The sequence below is a fragment of the Neorhizobium sp. T6_25 genome, from assembly GCF_002968555.1.
Taxonomy (GTDB): Bacteria; Pseudomonadota; Alphaproteobacteria; order Rhizobiales; family Rhizobiaceae; genus Neorhizobium.
In genome coordinates this window covers 132,639-149,161 of sequence record NZ_PVBL01000008.1, presented here as the reverse complement: position 1 = coordinate 149,161, position 16,523 = coordinate 132,639, and the positions used below count along the sequence as shown (strand labels likewise).

Below are 16,523 nucleotides of genomic sequence, written 5' to 3'. Positions count from 1 at the left end.
TGGTGACTGGCGATCCGGAGGGAAATTCTGTCATGTCTTTGAAAAAGAAGCTTTTAGGCCTAGCATTCGCGCTTGGTGTTTCGGCCACCATGGCGAGTGCCCAGGTCGTCGTCTCGTCCAAGATCGATACCGAAGGCGGCGTGCTGGGCAATATCATCCTTGCCATGCTGAAGGCGAACAACATCCAGGCTACCGATCGCATCCAGCTCGGAGCGACGCCGGTCGTGCGCAAGGCGATGACCGCCGGCGAAATCGACATCTATCCGGAATATACCGGCAACGGCGCCTTCTTCTTCGAGAAGGGCGACGATCCGGCCTGGAAGGACCCGAAAAAAGCCTATGAAGCGGTCAAGAAGCTCGATTACGACGCCAACAAGATCGTCTGGCTGACGCCGTCTTCGGCCAATAACACCTGGGCGATCGCGGTGCGCAAGGACGTTGCCGATGCCAACAAGCTGAAGACGCTGACCGACTTCGGCAAATATGTCGCCGGCGGCGGCAAGATCGTGCTGGCGGCCTCCTCCGAATTCGTCAATTCGGCCGCCGCCTTGCCGGCCTTCCAGACCACCTACGGCTTCAAGCTGAAGCCCGACCAGCTGATCACGCTCTCGGGCGGCGATACGGCGGCAACCATCGGTGCGGCCGCCAATCAGACCAACAATGCCAATGCCGCCATGGTCTACGGTACCGATGGCGGTATCGCGCCCTCCGGGCTCGTTGTTCTCGAAGACGACAAGGGCGTCCAGCCGGTCTACCAGCCGACTCCGATCATCCGCGAAGAGGTGCTCAAGAAGAACCCGACCATCGAGGCGGTGCTGAAGCCGGTCTTCGCCAAGCTCGATCTCGTCACGCTGCAGGACCTCAACGGTCGCGTGCAGGTGGGTGGCGAACCGGCCAAGGCGGTTGCCGAGGATTTTCTCAAGAAAAACGGCTTCCTGAAGTAATTCCTTTTTGGACCGGTTTCGTGTCAACATGGGCCGGGCGCTCCAGCGTCCGGCTTTTTCATCGGTCGCAGGTTGCTTATAGGCAGGGACGGTTTGAGAGTTCAGTTCGATAAGCTCGGCGTCGTCATCACCCTTCTCGCCGCCTACGGCGCGCTCTGGGCGTCGTTTGCGACGCTCAAGCCCAATCGGATCGTACAGGGCCAGGCGGAGGCGATGCTTCAGTCACTGCCGGCTTGGGCGGGCTGGGGCCTTGTCGTGGTTCTGGTTCTTGCAACCGCCGCTGCGCTCTTTCGCACTTCCCCTTGGATAAAGCTGCTTGCAGCCGTCGCGGCGCTCGCGGCGCTGACACTTTCGATCGGCTACGCCGCGACATTCCTGACGCCGGCCGGCAATACCTATGCCCGCGTCTCGCCCGCCTCGGGCTTCTGGATACTGCTGTTCGCCTTTGCGCTTCTGGCTGCCGATGCGATCACGCGGCTCGATCCGCCGCCGGCGGTGCGGGTGCTGTTTCTGGTCCTGGCCGCGGCGGCGATTGGCACGCTGCTGATGTCGGGAAGCTGGAACGGGCTGTCGATCATGAAGGAATATTCCGGCCGCGCCGACGTCTTCTGGGTCGAGGCGGGCAAACATGTGGAACTGGCGCTTGGCTCGCTGTTTGCTGCCGTCCTGGTGGGGTTGCCGCTCGGCATCCTCTGTCATCGCGTGGCGCCGCTGAGGGATGGCGTACTCAACACGCTGAACCTCGTTCAGACCATCCCGTCGATCGCGCTTTTCGGCCTGTTGATCGCGCCGCTCGGCTGGGTCGCCGTCAATGTGCCGGGCGCTGCGGCGATCGGCATCCGCGGCATCGGGGGAGCGCCGGCCTTTGTCGCGCTGTTTCTCTATTCGCTGCTGCCTGTCGTCGCCAACACCGTTGTCGGGCTTGCGGGCGTGCCGCGCGCGGCAAACGACGCCGCCCGCGGCATCGGCATGACCGGTCGGCAGCGGCTGTTCAAGATCGAGTTCCCGCTGGCGCTGCCGGTGATCCTGACCGCGATCCGCATCGTGCTCGTCCAGAATATCGGCATGGCGACGATTGCCGCGCTGATCGGCGGCGGCGGTTTCGGCGTCTTCGTCTTCCAGGGTATCGGCCAGACCGCCATGGACCTTGTCCTGCTCGGCGCCGTGCCGACTGTGGCGCTCGCCTTTGCCTCGGCCGTCGTCCTCGACGCGCTGATCGAAATGAACTCCCGCGTCCCCAACGGAGCCAGATCCGCATGATCGAGATCGACGCCATCACCAAGCGCTACGACGGTATCGCCGTCGTCGACAATGTCTCGATGGTGATCGAGCCGCGCACCGTCACGGTCGTCGTCGGCACGTCCGGTTCGGGCAAGACGACGCTGATCCGGATGATCAACCGGCTGGTGGAAGCGACCGAAGGGGCCATCCGGCTCGATGGCGAGGACAACCGGTCCATACCGGGCTACGAGTTGCGGCGCCGGATCGGCTACGCAATTCAGGGCCATGGGCTTTTCCCGCATCGGACGGTGGCCCAGAACATAGCGACGGTGCCAGGCCTGCTCGGCTGGACCAAGGCCCGCACCGACGCAAAGGTCGAGGAACTGCTGACGCTCTTCCAGCTCGAGCCGAAGACGTTCGGGCCACGTTATCCGCACGAACTCTCCGGCGGCCAGCAGCAGCGCGTCGGGGTGGCACGGGCGCTTGCCGCCGAACCGAACGTGCTGTTGATGGACGAGCCCTTCGGGGCGCTCGATCCGATCATCCGGGCCAAGGCGCAGGAGGACCTGCTGGCGATCCAGAGATATTTCGGCACGACGATCGTGCTCGTCACCCATGACATGAACGAGGCTTTCCATCTCGCTGACAAGATTGCCGTGATGGACAAGGGCAGGGTGGTGCAATACGGGCCGCCTGCCGAACTCGTCCGTGCTCCGGCCACGCCCTTCGTCGAGACGCTGATTGGCGATGCGGAACGGCCGTTCCGGCTGCTTTCGATCGCCAAGACCGGAGCGGCGGCGGAGCCCGGCGAGGCGGAGGGCGAGCCGATCCGCGAGGACAGAAGCCAGCAGGAAGCGCTTGCCGATCTCATCTGGAGCGGCAGGGATGCGCTTCCGGTCATCTCCAGGAGCGGTGCTCCGATGGGGCGGGTGACGCTTGACGCGATCCTCAAGCGCGCCGCGAGGCCGCGATGAGGGCTTGGGTGCCGACCATCCTGCGCAGCCTTCTGCTTCTCGTGCTGATCGCCTTCCTGGTATCACCGGGCAGTTTCGAGCCGCTGCTGAAGCCGCTCGTGCAGCCGAACGCGCCGGCGATCTACAATCAGGGTAGCCTGCTCAGCCTGACGCTACTGCATCTGCGGACGGTCTTGATCGCGACATTGGCGGCGACGATCATCGCCGTGCTGCTGGCGATCCTCGTCACCCGGCCGTTCGGGGCGGAGTTCCTGGCGCTTTCCCGCAGCCTCGTCAATATCGGCCAGACGTTTCCGCCGGTTGCGGTTCTGGCGCTTGCCGTCCCGGCTGTCGGCTTCGGCGAGAAGCCGACGCTGATCGCGCTGTTTCTCTATGGGCTTCTGCCGATCTTTGAAAATACGCTGACCGCGCTCACCAATCTGCCGCGATCGGTGATGGAGGCGGCGCGTGGTTCCGGCATGACACCTCTCCAGCGGCTCATTCAGGTCGAGCTGCCGCTCTCCTTGCCGGTGGTCGTCGCCGGCATCAGGCTTTCGGTGGTGATCAGTCTCGCCACGGCCACGATCGGTTCGACGGTCGCGGCAAAGACCCTCGGCGAAGTGATCATTGCCGGACTGCAGTCCAACAACCTCGCCTTCGTGCTGCAGGGCGGACTGATCGTCGGCGCGCTGGCCGTGTTGATCTATGATGGGCTCTCGGCGATTGAAGCCATGATCGCCCGCCGGACGGGTACCGCCTAGCCGTGGCTGGAATCGGTCGGCACGACCGGTTCGACATCCTGTTTCAGGTTGCCGCGATGGAAGATGAACAGTCCGGCGATGACGATGATGCCGGCGCCTGTCAACGTCTGGACATCCGGGAAATCGCCGAAGAAAATCCAGCCGAGCACGATCGCCCAGAGCAGCAGCGTATATTGCAGCGGCGCCAGCACCGAGGCGGGCGCCAGTTTCAGCGAGCGGGTGATCAGCAGATGCGCGCAGCAGGAGACGATGCCGAGCAGCAGAAGGGCAAGCAGCTCGCCGGTATTGAACGGGCTCCAGTTGCCCACGGTTAGAAACGCACCGGCCACGAGGCAGGCTAGCGTCTGCCAGGTGACGAGCGTCGCATCCGGGGTCGAGCGCAGCGTGCGGTTCAGCACCAGCGTCAGCGCGAAGGAAAGACTGCCGATCAGCCCGAAGATCGAGGGCAATGACAGCATTTCCGAGGAGGGACGAAGGGCGATCACCACACCGATGAAGCCGATCAGGACGGCGAGCCAGCGCCGCCACCCGATGCGCTCGCCGAGCAGGAAATGCGACAGGGCCGCCACATAGATCGGCCCGGCCATGTAAAAGGTCATGACGTCGGCGAGCGGCATGTAGGCGACGGCGGCGTAGAAGAGGCCGGTGTCTGCGGTCGCCAGAACGATGCGCAGCACATGCAGCGATGGCTTCTCGACCTTGTAGAGCGCCGAAATCGGCTGGCGGGCGAGCATCGGGCCGAGCACGAAAAAGGCGCCGATCGACCGGATCAGCAGAACCTGACCGACCGAAAAGCTCGCCACCAGCCATTTGCCCATGGCATCGTTGAGGGCAAACATGAAATCGCCGAGCAGCATCAGCAGTATGCCTGCCAGTACCGCATTGCCCGCTATCGCCGAGGCCGCTCTCTTGTTCATGCTGCGCGAGCGCTCCCGACTCTGATCCTGCAATTTCGAAAGCCGGGACTTACCCGGCGAGCCTGCCACCTTGCAAGGGCCTTGGTGCACCGGTGGTTGTGGGAAAACTGATCGGCAGGCCGCGCAACACGCGAACCGCCAGGAACGCGAAGCACTCGGCCTCGACCGCGTCGCCCCGCCAGCCGAGCGTATCGGCGGAAACGGCCTTCACGCCGGCACGGCTTTCGAGCATCGACATGATCGTCGGGTTGTGACGGCCGCCGCCGCTGACGATCAGCCGTTTCGGCCGGTGCGGCAGCAGGTCGAGCGCCTTGCCGACCGCAGATGCGGTGAAGGCCGAAAGGGTTGCTGCGCCGGTGGCGTCGTCGAGACCGTCCGCCATGGCAGCGGTGAAATCGAAACGATCGAGCGATTTCGGGTAGGGCGCCGTGAGATAGGGATGATCGAGAAGCTTTGCGAGGCGTTCCTCGTCGACCTTGCCGGAGGCGCCGAGCGCCCCGTTGCGGTCCATCTCGCCAAGGCCGCGTGCCTTGATGAAGTCGTTGAGCGGCGCATTGGCCGGGCCGGTGTCGAAGGCGATCATCAGGTCCTTGCCGTCCCACCAGGTGACGTTGGCGACACCGCCGAGATTGAGCACGGCCGTATCGCCGCCGGTATCGACGCCGCGCAGCAGAGCCGAATGATAGGCAGCGGCAAGCGGCGCGCCCTGGCCGCCGGCCCGCACGTCCGCCGAGCGGAAGTCGTAGGCGACCTTGGTGCCGAGGATCGAGGCCATCAGCTCGCCATCGCCAAGTTGGCGGGTGTCGCCGAGCCTGTCTTTGGTGGGTGCCCGGTGCAGCACACTCTGGCCGTGGAAACCGACGATGCCGATATCGGCCATGGTCAGCCCCGTGCTTTCGACCAGTTCACTGACGGCGTAGGACTGCGCCGTTGTCAGCGCCTGTTCGGCCTCGCGGAAGATTGCCGGATCGGGTCCTTCGAAATTCCAGACGCGGGCCTGAGCGAGCGTTTCCTCCAGGAGGGTGCGGATTTCCGGCGGGTAGGGGGCGAGCGTATAGGCGCCAAACGTGTCGATCGTCTCGCCGTCCGTCTTCAGGAGCGCCACGTCGATATTGCCGTCGAGGACGGTTCCGGTCATCAGGCCGACAGCCCAGATTGGCTCCATGATCAGCTCCTCAGGTTTGGTTGACGAGATTGCAGACCGCCTGCCGCAGGGCCAAGATGCCGCTGTCGAAATGGCGGGTCGGATGGATGCGGTTGGTGAGCAGGGTCACGGCACGACCCTTGTCGAAGTCGATCAGCAGACTTGTGCCGGTAAAGCCGGTATGGCCGATCGTTCCGGGACCGCACAGGCTTCCGCCCCACCAGTCGGTAAAGGGATGCTCCCAGCCATGGGTGCGGCGATTGGAGAGCGGCGCGCGCATCAGCGCTATCGCATTCCTGGACGCCCCGGTGCCGTCGAGCAGGCTTTCGGCGAAATCCAGAACCGACTTTACCGTGCCGAACAGGCCCGCGTGGCCGGAACCCTGCAGCGCCGAGCAATTTTCGTCGTGCGCTTCGCCCGACAGGATCCGCTGCCGCCAGGCGCAGTCTTCGGTCGCGGCCGATTGTTCCGGATCGGCGGACCAGGCGAAGCCCGGACCGGGATCGAGGTCGCGGATCGTCTTCTTCGCCAGCCGTTCGAGCGCGAAACCGAGCAGGATGAAGTTGATGTCGGAATAGACCAGCGGACCGGCTTTCCATTCCCGCTGCAGGATGAAGGCGCGCAGCAGATCCGGATCGCGGCCATACGTATAGATGGGCTCCACGCCCGGAAACGGCGTCTGGTGGCCGAGGCATTGGCGGAAGGTGACCTTCCGCTCCCAGGCCTCAACGTTGTATTGGCGCAGGTCCGGCAGCAGCGAGGTGAGCGGCGCGTCGAGATCGATCGTGCCGTCGTCGGCGAGCTTCAGGATGCGCGTCGTGGTGAAGATCACCTTGGTGAGCGAGGCGAGATCGAACCAGGTGTCCTCGGTCATCGGACGTTCAATCGGAACGACTTGCGCCGAGCCGGTCGCGCGGGTCATGCGCCCGTGTTTCAGGTCGACGATGCCGAGCACGCCGCCCGGAATGCGCCTGTCGGCGATGGACTGTTCGAGCGGGGCGAAGGCCCGCTCGAACACGGCGACAAGTTCGGGACTGGCGGAAGCTTTGTCTTTCATGTCGTTACATCCTCAGGCTTCCGTCCGCGCCCGGTGATCCGGTCCACAGGACTGCCATTCGGCGGGCGGCGGCTCGAAACCCGGTGGTCGAACCAGAGACGGGACCTGGCGCGTATCGAGTTCGAAATGTTGGTTGCGGCGCTCGATGCTCGGCACGGCGGAAATCAGCCGCTTGGTGTAGGAATGCCGCGGGTTGGACAGAACTGAGGCAGCATTGCCGATCTCGACGATCTGACCCGCATAAAGCACCGCGATGCGATGGGCGATACGTTCGACGACCGCCATGTCGTGCGAAACGAAAAGATAGGCGAGACCGTATTCGTGCTGCAGATCGACCAGCAGTTCCAGCACCTTGGCCTGCACCGAGACGTCTAGCGCCGAAACCGCCTCGTCGAGCACGACGATCGACGGATTGAGCATCAGCGCGCGGGCGATGCAGAGGCGCTGGCGCTGGCCGCCGGAGAACTCGTGCGGGTAGCGCAGGAGGCTGTTTTCGGGCAGGCCGACCCGCTTCAGCAGTGCCACCATTTTTGCCCGCGTTTCCGCGTCGATCCGGCCGCCGGCGGCGATCACCGGTTCCGCAAGGATGCTGTCGATCCGCAGGCGCGGATTGAGCGAGGCGTAAGGGTTCTGGAAGACCATCTGCACGGAGGGATCGCTTCCGTCGACGATCGTCCCGTTGTTTGCGGAGAAGCTGCCGCGGGTGGGCTTCACAAGCCCCAAGATGGCGCGGGCGGTGGTCGACTTGCCGGAGCCGCTTTCGCCGACGATCGCCAGCGTTTCGCCCGGCATCAGGTCGAAGCCGACATTCTCGACCGCATGGACCGAGCCAGGCGAACGGCTGAGAATCCTGCCGGCGACCTTGAAGCGCACGGTCAATCCATCGACCTTCAGCGCGGGCACGATCGCCTCGGATTCTTGGCGGCTGAAATCGGAACGGGCGGCGCGGCCGGATTCGAAATGCGGCACGGCGCTGAGCAGATGCTGGGTATAGGGGTGTTTCGGCTGGTCGAGGACGTCGCCGAGCGGTCCCTGCTCGACCGCTTCGCCGGCCTGCATGACCATGACCTTGTCGGCAATGCCGGCGACGAGGCCGATGTCATGGGTGATGAAGATCATCCCCATGTCGGTCTCACGCTTCAATTCGCCGAGCAGCGCCATGATCTGCGCCTGGACGGTGACGTCGAGCGCGGTCGTTGGCTCGTCGGCGATCAGCAGGCGCGGATTGCAGGCAAGCGCCATGGCGATCATGACGCGCTGGAGCATGCCGCCGGAAAGCTGGTTCGGCGTGTATTTGAGGCGCCGCGCGGCATCCGGGATGCGCACCCGATCGAGCGCGTCCTTGGCGGCAGCCGTCGCCTGACGCCCGGTCAGCCCGCGATGCAGGCGAAACGATTCCTCGATCTGGCGGCCGATCGTCAGCACAGGGTTGAGCGAGGTCATCGGTTCCTGGAAGATCATGCCGATCTCGGAACCGCGGATTTTTTCGAGCACCGGCTCTTCAGCTTTTGTGATGTCGAGCACGCTGCCATCGGCTCGTTTCAGGGTGATCGAACCGCCGATGATCCGGCCGCCGCCGAAATCGACGAGACGGTTGATGGAGAGCGCCGTGACTGATTTGCCGGAGCCGCTTTCGCCGACGATCGCCAGCGTCTCGCCGGCGTCGAGGTCGAAGCTGACGCCCTTGACGATCTCGTTCTGCTTCGGATCACGCCCGAAGCCGACCCGGAGACCGGATACCGAGAGAAGCGATGTCATGGCGCGGACCTCCGCGTCTTGGGGTCGAGAATATCGCGCAAGGCGTCACCGAGCAGGTTGAAGCCGAGAATGCTGATCATGATGGCGACGGCCGGGAAGATCAGCAGCCAGGGCGCGTTTTCCATCAGGTTACGGCTGTCGGCGAGCATCAGGCCAAGCGAGGAGGCCGGCGGCTGGGTGCCAAGGCCGAGGAAGCTCAGGCCGGCCTCGGTCAGCAGCGACCAGGCGAGCGCCAGCGTCACCTGAACGGTCAGTGGTGCCACGAGATTGAGGAGCAGGTGCCGGGTCAGGATATACCTACGGCTGGAGCCGAAGGTGCGGGCGGCATCGACGAATTCGCGAGCCTTGATCGAGAGCGCCGGGCCGCGCACCACGCGGGTAAAGATCGGCGTGTAGACGATGGCGATCGCAGCCACGCTCGTCCAGGTGCCGGGGCCGACAACGGCGATGATCAGGAGCGCGAGCAGGATAGCCGGGAAAGCAAGCAGCACGTCCATGATGCGCATGACGAGGCCATCCCAGGCCTTGCCGAACCAGGCGGCGGTCAGGCCGAGCACGGTTCCGGCGAGCGTCGCCAGCGCCACCGAGCAGAAGGCGACGAGGAAGGACTGGCCGATGCCGTTCATCAGCCGGCTGGCGACATCGCGGCCGAACAGGTCCGTGCCCATCCAGTAGGCCGCGTTCGGCGCATGCAGCCTGTCGATGCGGAACTGCTGCAGCGGATTGTGAGGTGTGATGCCGGACATGCCGAGCAGCGCGACGACCACATAGATCACGACGATCGTACCGCCGATCCTGCCGCTGGAATGGCTGAAAATTGCGCGCAGCATCGACATCAGTTGCCCTCACCGAGCCGGATGCGCGGATCAAGCGTCACATAGGCGAGATCGACGAGCAGGTTGACCACCATGAAGTTGAAGGCAATGAACAGCACGCAGCCCTGCACCAGCGCATAATCGCGCTGCAGGATCGCTTCGAGCACCAGTCGGCCGAGGCCGGGCAGGGCGTAGATCTGTTCGACCAGCACGGCGCCGCCGAGCAGATAGCCGAATTCGACGCCGCTCAAGGTGACCACCGGGATCAGTGCGTTGGGCAGGGCATGGCGCCAGATGACGCTGCGTTTCGGCACGCCCTTGGAGCGGGCGGTGCGGACATAGTCGTCGGAGAGGACATCCAGCATGGCGGAGCGCGAGATGCGGGTGACGGAGGCGGCGAAGGCGAAACCGAGCGTGATCGCCGGCAGGATCATCTGGCCGAGATTGCGGAAGGGATCGGTCAGGAACGGCGTGAACTCGCCCATGGCCGGCAGGATGCCGAAACCGGCCGACAGCGCATAGATGATCAGCAGGCCGACGACGAAATTAGGTGTCGACTGGCCGATCATCGCGAAGATGCGTACCGCTAGATCGGACATTCTTTCGTTGCGGGTGGCGGCGAACACACCGGCCGGCAGGCCGACCAGAAGTGCCACGCACATGGACATCAACGCGAGCTGCAGCGTCAGCGGAAAACGTTCGAGGATGATGGTGAGAGCCGGCTTGCCGTGGATGACGGAAATGCCGAGATCGCCCTGGAGGACCCCGAGAAGCCAACTCCAGTATTGCACCAGGATCGGCTTGTCGATGCCGAAATAGGCCGAGAGCGCCGCTCTCTGTGCCGGCGTCAGCAGGCCGGCTTCGGTGCCGAGCATCGCGGTGATCGCGTCACCCGGCACCAATCGAATTGCGACGAACACGAGGATGGAGACCCCGAGCATCACGAGCGGAAACGTCAACAGCCGTCGCGCCAGGTAACTCATTCGCCCACCAACCTCGTATCCGTACCGTCAATCCTACGCGCTTACTGCAACGTGACCTTGCTCAGGCCGAACAGCGAGCCTTCCGGCGTCGGCACAAAGCCCTGCACGTTCTTCTGCTGTGCCGTGTAGCTGTAGGACGTGTAGAGCCAGGCCCAGGGCGCGACTTCGACGAGGTGCTTTTCGAAGTCGGCGAAGATGACCTTGCGCTTGGCAGGGTCGGTCTCGACGCGGCCCTTCTGCATCAGGCTGTCGAGCGTGTCGTCGATGTAGTTGGTGACCTTCTGCAGGTTGCCGGTCTTGGTCCAGTAGCGGTTATACATGGAGTAGGGATCGGCACGGCCGCCGTTCAGCGCCACCGCCATGTCGAAATCGCCCTTCAGCCAGGCGTCGACATAGACGTTGAGCTCCATCATCTTGATGTTGAGCTTGACGCCGATCTCGGCGAGCTGGGACTGGAGGACCTGCGCTTCGGCGGCGGCGGTCGCGGGTTCGCCATTGGCGGCGATCACGGTCGCGGTAAAGCCGTTCGCAAAACCCGCGTCAGCCATCAGCTTCTTTGCCTTTGCGATATCCTGCTTGTAGCAGAACAGCGCGCTGGCGTCGGACGTGTAACCGGGCATGGTCAGCGGACCGGTGACCTTGCCTTCGCCGACCGAAGCCGTGTCGAGCACGTCCTTGCGGTCGATGGCGCAGGAGATTGCCTGGCGCACGGCGAGCACGTCCATCGGCTTGCGGGACGGGTTCATCTGCAGGACGTGGTAGGCGAGAACTGGGGTGCGGTTGAGCACCAGACTGGCTTCCTTCGGCACCAGCGTGGCGACCAGCGGGTCGTTGATCAGCGCGAAGTCGACCTGCTTGGTGCGCAGCGCCGCAAGGATCGCGGTCTCGTCCGGCAGAACGCTGATGTCGATGCCGTCGATCGCGATCTTGCCGCCGGCCCAATCCTTGTTGGCGGAGAGCGTTTCCTTGGAATTCGGCTCCCATCTGTCGAGCTTGAACGGGCCGGTACCGAGCGCCTTGGTGCCAATGGTGCCGGCAGCGATTTCAGCGGCTGGTACGATGGCGGCGTTGATGCTCGCCATGGCGGTCAGGAGCGGCACGTCCGGCTGCGACAGCTTGAAGACGACGGTCGTCTGGTCCGGGGTCTCGATCGAGGCGATCGACAGGAAGTTGGCGCGCGCGGCGGCGGCGGTCTTTTCGTCGAGAAGGCGCTCGAACGAGGCCTTCACGTCGGCTGCCGTCACCGGCTTGCCGTCCTGGAATTTTGCGTTCGGGTTAAGCTTGAAGGTCAGTTGCTTGGCGTCGGCCGCAAATTCCCAGGACGCTGCGACGGCCGGGACGATCTGCAGGTCCTTGTTGAGGCGGACGAGCGGCTCGTAGATCAGTTCCAGCAGGCGGATCGAGGAAAATGCAGTCTGCTTGTGCGGATCAAGCCCGGTCGCATCCTGCTTCCAGGCCATTTTCAGCGACGCCGCCGATGCCGGCGAGGCGATCGCGGTGGCGCCGATGGTGACGGCCAGCGCAAGGCCGGACAGCAGTTTAGTCGAAAGATGTCTTCCCATTTTTATTCTCCCTCTTTTGATATCTGTTCGTCGTCTCGACCCAGCCACATTCGAGCAGCGGCCCGTCATTCAGCAGCTTTACGCTGTCTTCCCATCAATTGCCTTGCGGAGGAAGCCTCCGGCATCGTCGAGCGCCACGCGCGCCGTATCGACATCCATTCCCGTCAGCGCGATCAGGATCGCCAGTTTGACGTCGTTGCCGGTGAGGTCAAGCACGCGGCGCGCCTCTTCCGTCGTGCAGCCGGTCGCCTGCATGACGATGCGGGCGGCGCGGGCGACGAGCTTCTGATTGCTGGCATGCAGGTCGACCATCAGGTTCTGGTAGCTCTTGCCGATGCGGATCATGCTCGCCGTGGTCAGCATGTTGAGCACGAGCTTCTGGGCCGTACCGGACTTCAGCCGCGTCGAGCCGGTGAGGATTTCCGGGCCGACCACCGGCGAGATGGCAATATCGGCAATGTCGGCGATGACGGCATCGGGATTGCAGGAGAGGGCGACCGTCTTCGCTCCAAGCCCCTTGGCATAATTCAAGGCACCGATGACGTAGGGAGTGCGGCCGCTGACGGCGATGCCGACAACGACGTCGTCGGCGGTCAGGCCGATGTCGACGAGATCCTGCTGGCCCTGTTCCGGGCTGTCCTCGGCGCCTTCGACGGCGTGCTGCAGGGCGTGGCTGCCGCCGGCGATCAGGCCGACGACCATGCCTTCCGGGACGCTGAAAGTCGGGGGGCATTCGGAAGCATCGAGCACGCCGAGGCGGCCGCTGGTGCCGGCGCCGATGTAGACAAGCCGGGCTCCCTTCTGGAAAGCGCGAACGATTTCTTCCACGGCCTCGGCGATCTGCGGGATCACCTTCTCGACGGCTGCGGGAACGCCCTGATCTTCCTCGTTGATCTCGCGCAGGACATCGACTGTCGGCAGCAGATCGATATCCATGGAGCGGGGATTGCGGTCTTCCGAAACCAGTCTTTCCAGTTCGGATATCAGCCGTTCGTCGCTCATGACCCTGCCTTCGAGATCGGAGTGCGGTGCAGCGCTTCGCAGGATCGGCGTCATACGATGTTGCTCCTCACCCTTTGTTACCCTTTCCTCAAAGGATTAGGATCATCCATTCCATGAGTCAATGGAAAATTGGAATATATTATTCCATATCGCCCAGCCTTTTTCAGGAGGCAGGATCGTTGTTCAGGAGGCTTTGACAGCTTGGCGGGCGAGGATGATCGCGCCTGAGACGGCATCGCCGTCGGCGGGCTTCAGGCGGCGGCGGACGTCGGGCGCCAGCCAGGCCTCAAGCGGGCTCGACAGGCCGCCGAGCAGGGTAACGCGCGGAGCGCCTTGATCGAACAGCGTGCGGACCAGCGTGTCGATCTGCTCGGCAGCACTTTGGACGATGCGGCGGCCGGCGGAATCGCCCTGGTCCGCATGCCGCATCACCATCGGCGCAAGCGAGGCATAGTCCGTGGCAGACGAACGATCCATCCAGGCTATGGCTTCGAAAGGATCGTTCTGGAAGCGCTGCATGACTTCGATCAGCAGAGCGGTTTTTTCGATCCGCCCGTCATGCGCGCGAAGCGCCAGCTGCACGGCTTTGAGCCCGAGATCTGCGCCGCTGCCTTCATCGGAAATGGGAAATCCGTAACCGCCGACGCGCAGGCTGCGGCCTTCTGCAAAACCGAGACCGATCGAGCCGGTGCCGGCGATGACGATCGCGCCGTCGCGGCCGGAATGGGCGCCGAGGCAGGCGCCCATTCCGTCGCTGACGAAATCAATGCTGGCGAACGGGTGCGGGATCGCCTTCAAGGCCTCGACAGACCCCTTGCGGCCGGTGCCGGCAAGCCCGATGCCCACATGGGTGCGGCCTATCTCGTCGGACCCGAACCCGGCTTCGTCGAAGGCGGCATTGAACGCGCGCGAGATCGAGGCCCAGGCCTGTTCGATGCCGAGCCGCGTCGTTGCAGGGCCGGAAAGACCTTGTCCAAGAACGGAGCCGGATTTGTCCTCGATACGGGCGCGGCAGCCGGTACCGCCGCCATCGACACCCAGGAAAAAGCGTTCGGTTCGGGCTGTCATGAGCTGATCCGCTCGATATCGGCTCCGCATTGGCCAAGCTTGCGGTCGAGTTGTTCGTAACCGCGGTCGAGGTGGTAGACGCGGTTGATGGTCGTCTCGCCTGACGAGACCAGCCCGGCGAGTACCAGCGAGACGGAGGCGCGCAGATCCGTGGCCATCACTTGCGCGCCCTTCAACGGCGCGCCGCCGCGCACCAATGCGGTGGTGCCTTGTAGTGCAATATTGGCGCCGAGGCGCATCAGCTCCGGCACGTGCATGAAACGGCTTTCGAAGACGGTTTCGCGGATCAGCGAAGCGCCTTCGGCACAGGCGGCGAGCGCCATGAACTGCGCCTGGAGGTCGGTCGGGAAACCCGGATAGGGTTCGGTGGTGATATCGGTCGCCCTTAGAGGGCCTTCGCGAGAAACGACAAGGCCGCGATCGCTCGGCCAGATGCTGACGCCCATCGCCTCCAGCACCTGCACGATGGAGGCCATGTTTTCCAGCCGTGCGTTGGTGAGTTCCAGCATGCCGCCGGTGATGGCGGCTGCCACGGCGTAGGTTCCGGCTTCGATGCGGTCGGGAATGCCGTGATGTTTCGCCGGCTGCCAGGTGGTGGAGCCCTGGACCAGGATGCGGTGGGTGCCGGCGCCTTCGATGCGTGCGCCCATGGCGATCAGGCAGGCGGCGAGATCGGCGACTTCGGGTTCGCGGGCGGCGTTGAGGATCTCGGTTTCGCCCCTGGCGGCGGTGGCGGCCATCATCGCCGTCTCCGTGGCACCGACGGAGGGGGAGGGAAGCACGATGCGGCCGCCTTTCAATCCGCCCGATGCCGAAGCGACGATCAGGCCGTTCTCGATGTCGATGTCCGCCCCCAACGCGGCGAGCGCCTTGATATGCATGTCGACCGGACGCGCACCAATGGCGCAGCCGCCCGGCAGAGATACGCGTGCCTGGCCGAAGCGGGCGAGCAGTGGCGCGAGGACGAGCACGGTGGCGCGCATCTTGCGAACGGTGTCGTAGGAGGTCTCCTTCGAGACGATTGCCTTGGCATCGACGATGGTGGAATGGCCGGTGCGGGTGACGGCGGCGCCATGCAGCTCGACGACCCCCAGCATGTTTTCCACATCGCTGACCTGTGGCAGATTGGTGAGTTCGACCGGGTAGGGGCTGAGCAGCGTCGCCGCGATCTGCGGGAGCGCCGCGTTTTTCGCCCCGGCAATGGTGACGGCTCCCTGGAGCCGATGACCGCCGACGATCCGTAATCTGTCCATGGCGAAACCTGTCGAAGAGGTGCGGTGAATCTCAAATCAATCTGCGCTTCCTCGAAACTAAACCACGGCGCGTCTCTGTCAATCATTCGGAATTTTTTATTCCTTTGTGCGGCATTATCTGCGATAATCCATCCTCGGCTCGGGAATGGAAACGCTGTTGCGGAGGACCGTTGCGGTGATATCCTCCACCCGACCCAAGGCCGTATCGCGGAGCTTCCGAAGGAACGCATGTCAGTCTTAAAGAAGATCAACGCGCAGCTCGAGGATATGGCACCGGCAGACCGGGAGATCGGCCAGTTCATCCTCGACAATCCGGACCAGATGCTGCGGCTTTCCTCGGCGGCGCTTGCGGCCGAGACGGGGCGCAGCCAGTCGAGCGTCGTAAAATTCAGCCAGAAGCTGGGTTTTGCCGGATACCAGGAGCTGAAACTCGCCGTCAGCGAGGCGAAGGCGCAGGAATGGCACGCGCCTCCCGGCATGATCCACGGCTCGATCGAGGTCGGTGACAGTTATCTGACGATCCTGCAGAAGCTGATCGGCAGCAAGATGCTGTCCATGCAGCAGACGCTTGCGGTCAACAACGAGCAGGAGATCGAGCGGGCTCTGACGGCTCTCAACGATGCGCGACGTATCCATATGGCCGGGGTCGGGGCATCGTCGCTGGTCGCCCGCGATTTTTCCTACAAGCTGATGAAGCTCGGGCGCAACGTGCTGCATGACAGCGACAGCCATGTGCAGATGGCGAACGTCTCGACGCTCAACAGCCAGGACGTGCTGCTGGCACTTTCCTATTCCGGCACCAGTTTCGAGACGCTGAGGATCGCCGAACTGGCGCGCCAGCGCGGCGCGACGGTGATCGCCATTACCGGTCTCAACGGCAATCCGCTGATGCAGGCGGCGGATATCCGACTTTATACGGTCGCGGACGAGGAGCGGGTGCGCTCGTCCTCCATCACCGCGCGCGATGCCCAGCTGATGCTGACGGACTTGCTGTTCATCCTGCTTGTCCAACGCCAGCCGGATGCCAATGAATACGTCCACAACAGCGAACTTGCGGTCTCGGTCCTGAAGGCCAAGTGATCCGC

15 protein-coding genes are annotated in these 16,523 nt (G+C 63.9%); 5 read left to right on the top strand and 10 right to left on the bottom strand.

The window, feature by feature from the left end:
• Positions 1-32 precede the first annotated feature (32 nt).
• The 4 genes from C5L10_RS13345 to C5L10_RS13330 all read left to right on the top strand — a co-directional run bounded on the left by C5L10_RS13345 (position 33) and on the right by C5L10_RS13330 (position 3,879).
• On the top strand, positions 33-944 hold the full coding sequence (locus tag C5L10_RS13345) for an ABC transporter substrate-binding protein (protein ID WP_105430064.1): 912 nt from the start codon (positions 33-35) through the stop codon (positions 942-944).
• A gap of 93 nt (positions 945-1,037) precedes the next feature.
• A complete protein-coding gene (locus C5L10_RS13340) occupies positions 1,038-2,204 on the top strand; it encodes an ABC transporter permease (RefSeq protein WP_105430063.1) in 1,167 nt (388 codons plus the stop codon).
• Positions 2,201-3,139 carry an ABC transporter ATP-binding protein gene (locus tag C5L10_RS13335; protein ID WP_046668598.1) on the top strand — a complete coding sequence of 313 codons (939 nt, stop codon included), beginning with the start codon at positions 2,201-2,203 and terminating at the stop codon, positions 3,137-3,139. The genes C5L10_RS13340 and C5L10_RS13335 overlap by 4 nt, the downstream gene beginning before the upstream one ends.
• Positions 3,136-3,879, top strand: a complete 744-nt coding sequence (locus tag C5L10_RS13330) for an ABC transporter permease (protein WP_105430062.1) — start codon at positions 3,136-3,138, stop codon at positions 3,877-3,879. Before C5L10_RS13335 ends, C5L10_RS13330 begins: the two co-directional genes overlap by 4 nt.
• Here the strand turns inward: C5L10_RS13330 and C5L10_RS13325 are convergent.
• The 10 genes from C5L10_RS13325 to murA form a co-directional block, all read right to left on the bottom strand.
• Positions 3,876-4,796: a DMT family transporter gene (locus C5L10_RS13325; protein ID WP_105430061.1), complete on the bottom strand. Its 921-nt coding sequence runs from the start codon at positions 4,794-4,796 to the stop codon at positions 3,876-3,878. The genes C5L10_RS13330 and C5L10_RS13325 overlap by 4 nt on opposite strands.
• Before the next feature lie 49 nt (positions 4,797-4,845).
• On the bottom strand, positions 4,846-5,961 hold the full coding sequence (locus C5L10_RS13320; RefSeq protein ID WP_105430060.1) for an anhydro-N-acetylmuramic acid kinase: 1,116 nt from the start codon (positions 5,959-5,961) through the stop codon (positions 4,846-4,848).
• A 10-nt stretch (positions 5,962-5,971) separates the two neighbouring features.
• Positions 5,972-6,997, bottom strand: a complete 1,026-nt coding sequence (locus C5L10_RS13315; RefSeq protein WP_105430059.1) for a serine hydrolase — start codon at positions 6,995-6,997, stop codon at positions 5,972-5,974.
• 12 nt (positions 6,998-7,009) lie between these two features.
• Entirely contained in the window at positions 7,010-8,755 is a 1,746-nt protein-coding gene (locus C5L10_RS13310) for an ABC transporter ATP-binding protein (RefSeq protein ID WP_105430058.1), read from the bottom strand.
• A complete protein-coding gene (locus tag C5L10_RS13305) occupies positions 8,752-9,591 on the bottom strand; it encodes an ABC transporter permease (protein ID WP_205837049.1) in 840 nt (279 codons plus the stop codon). Before C5L10_RS13305 ends, C5L10_RS13310 begins: the two co-directional genes overlap by 4 nt.
• On the bottom strand, positions 9,591-10,553 hold the full coding sequence (locus tag C5L10_RS13300) for an ABC transporter permease (RefSeq protein ID WP_046668605.1): 963 nt from the start codon (positions 10,551-10,553) through the stop codon (positions 9,591-9,593). Before C5L10_RS13300 ends, C5L10_RS13305 begins: the two co-directional genes overlap by 1 nt.
• 41 nt (positions 10,554-10,594) lie before the next feature.
• On the bottom strand, positions 10,595-12,115 hold the full coding sequence (locus C5L10_RS13295; protein WP_105430056.1) for an ABC transporter substrate-binding protein: 1,521 nt from the start codon (positions 12,113-12,115) through the stop codon (positions 10,595-10,597).
• A 78-nt stretch (positions 12,116-12,193) separates the two neighbouring features.
• Positions 12,194-13,117, bottom strand: a complete 924-nt coding sequence (gene murQ / locus C5L10_RS13290) for an N-acetylmuramic acid 6-phosphate etherase (protein ID WP_046633822.1) — start codon at positions 13,115-13,117, stop codon at positions 12,194-12,196.
• A 183-nt stretch (positions 13,118-13,300) separates the two neighbouring features.
• Positions 13,301-14,185 carry an N-acetylglucosamine kinase gene (locus C5L10_RS13285; RefSeq protein WP_105430055.1) on the bottom strand — a complete coding sequence of 295 codons (885 nt, stop codon included), beginning with the start codon at positions 14,183-14,185 and terminating at the stop codon, positions 13,301-13,303.
• Positions 14,182-15,438: a UDP-N-acetylglucosamine 1-carboxyvinyltransferase gene (murA, locus tag C5L10_RS13280; protein ID WP_105430054.1), complete on the bottom strand. Its 1,257-nt coding sequence runs from the start codon at positions 15,436-15,438 to the stop codon at positions 14,182-14,184. The genes C5L10_RS13285 and murA overlap by 4 nt, the downstream gene beginning before the upstream one ends.
• 228 nt (positions 15,439-15,666) lie before the next feature.
• On the opposite strand from murA, the gene C5L10_RS13275 reads away from it, so the two are divergent.
• Positions 15,667-16,518 (top strand): MurR/RpiR family transcriptional regulator, encoded by an 852-nt coding sequence (locus tag C5L10_RS13275; RefSeq protein WP_038543847.1) that lies wholly within the window; start codon positions 15,667-15,669, stop codon positions 16,516-16,518.
• The last annotated feature ends 5 nt before the right edge of the window (positions 16,519-16,523 follow it).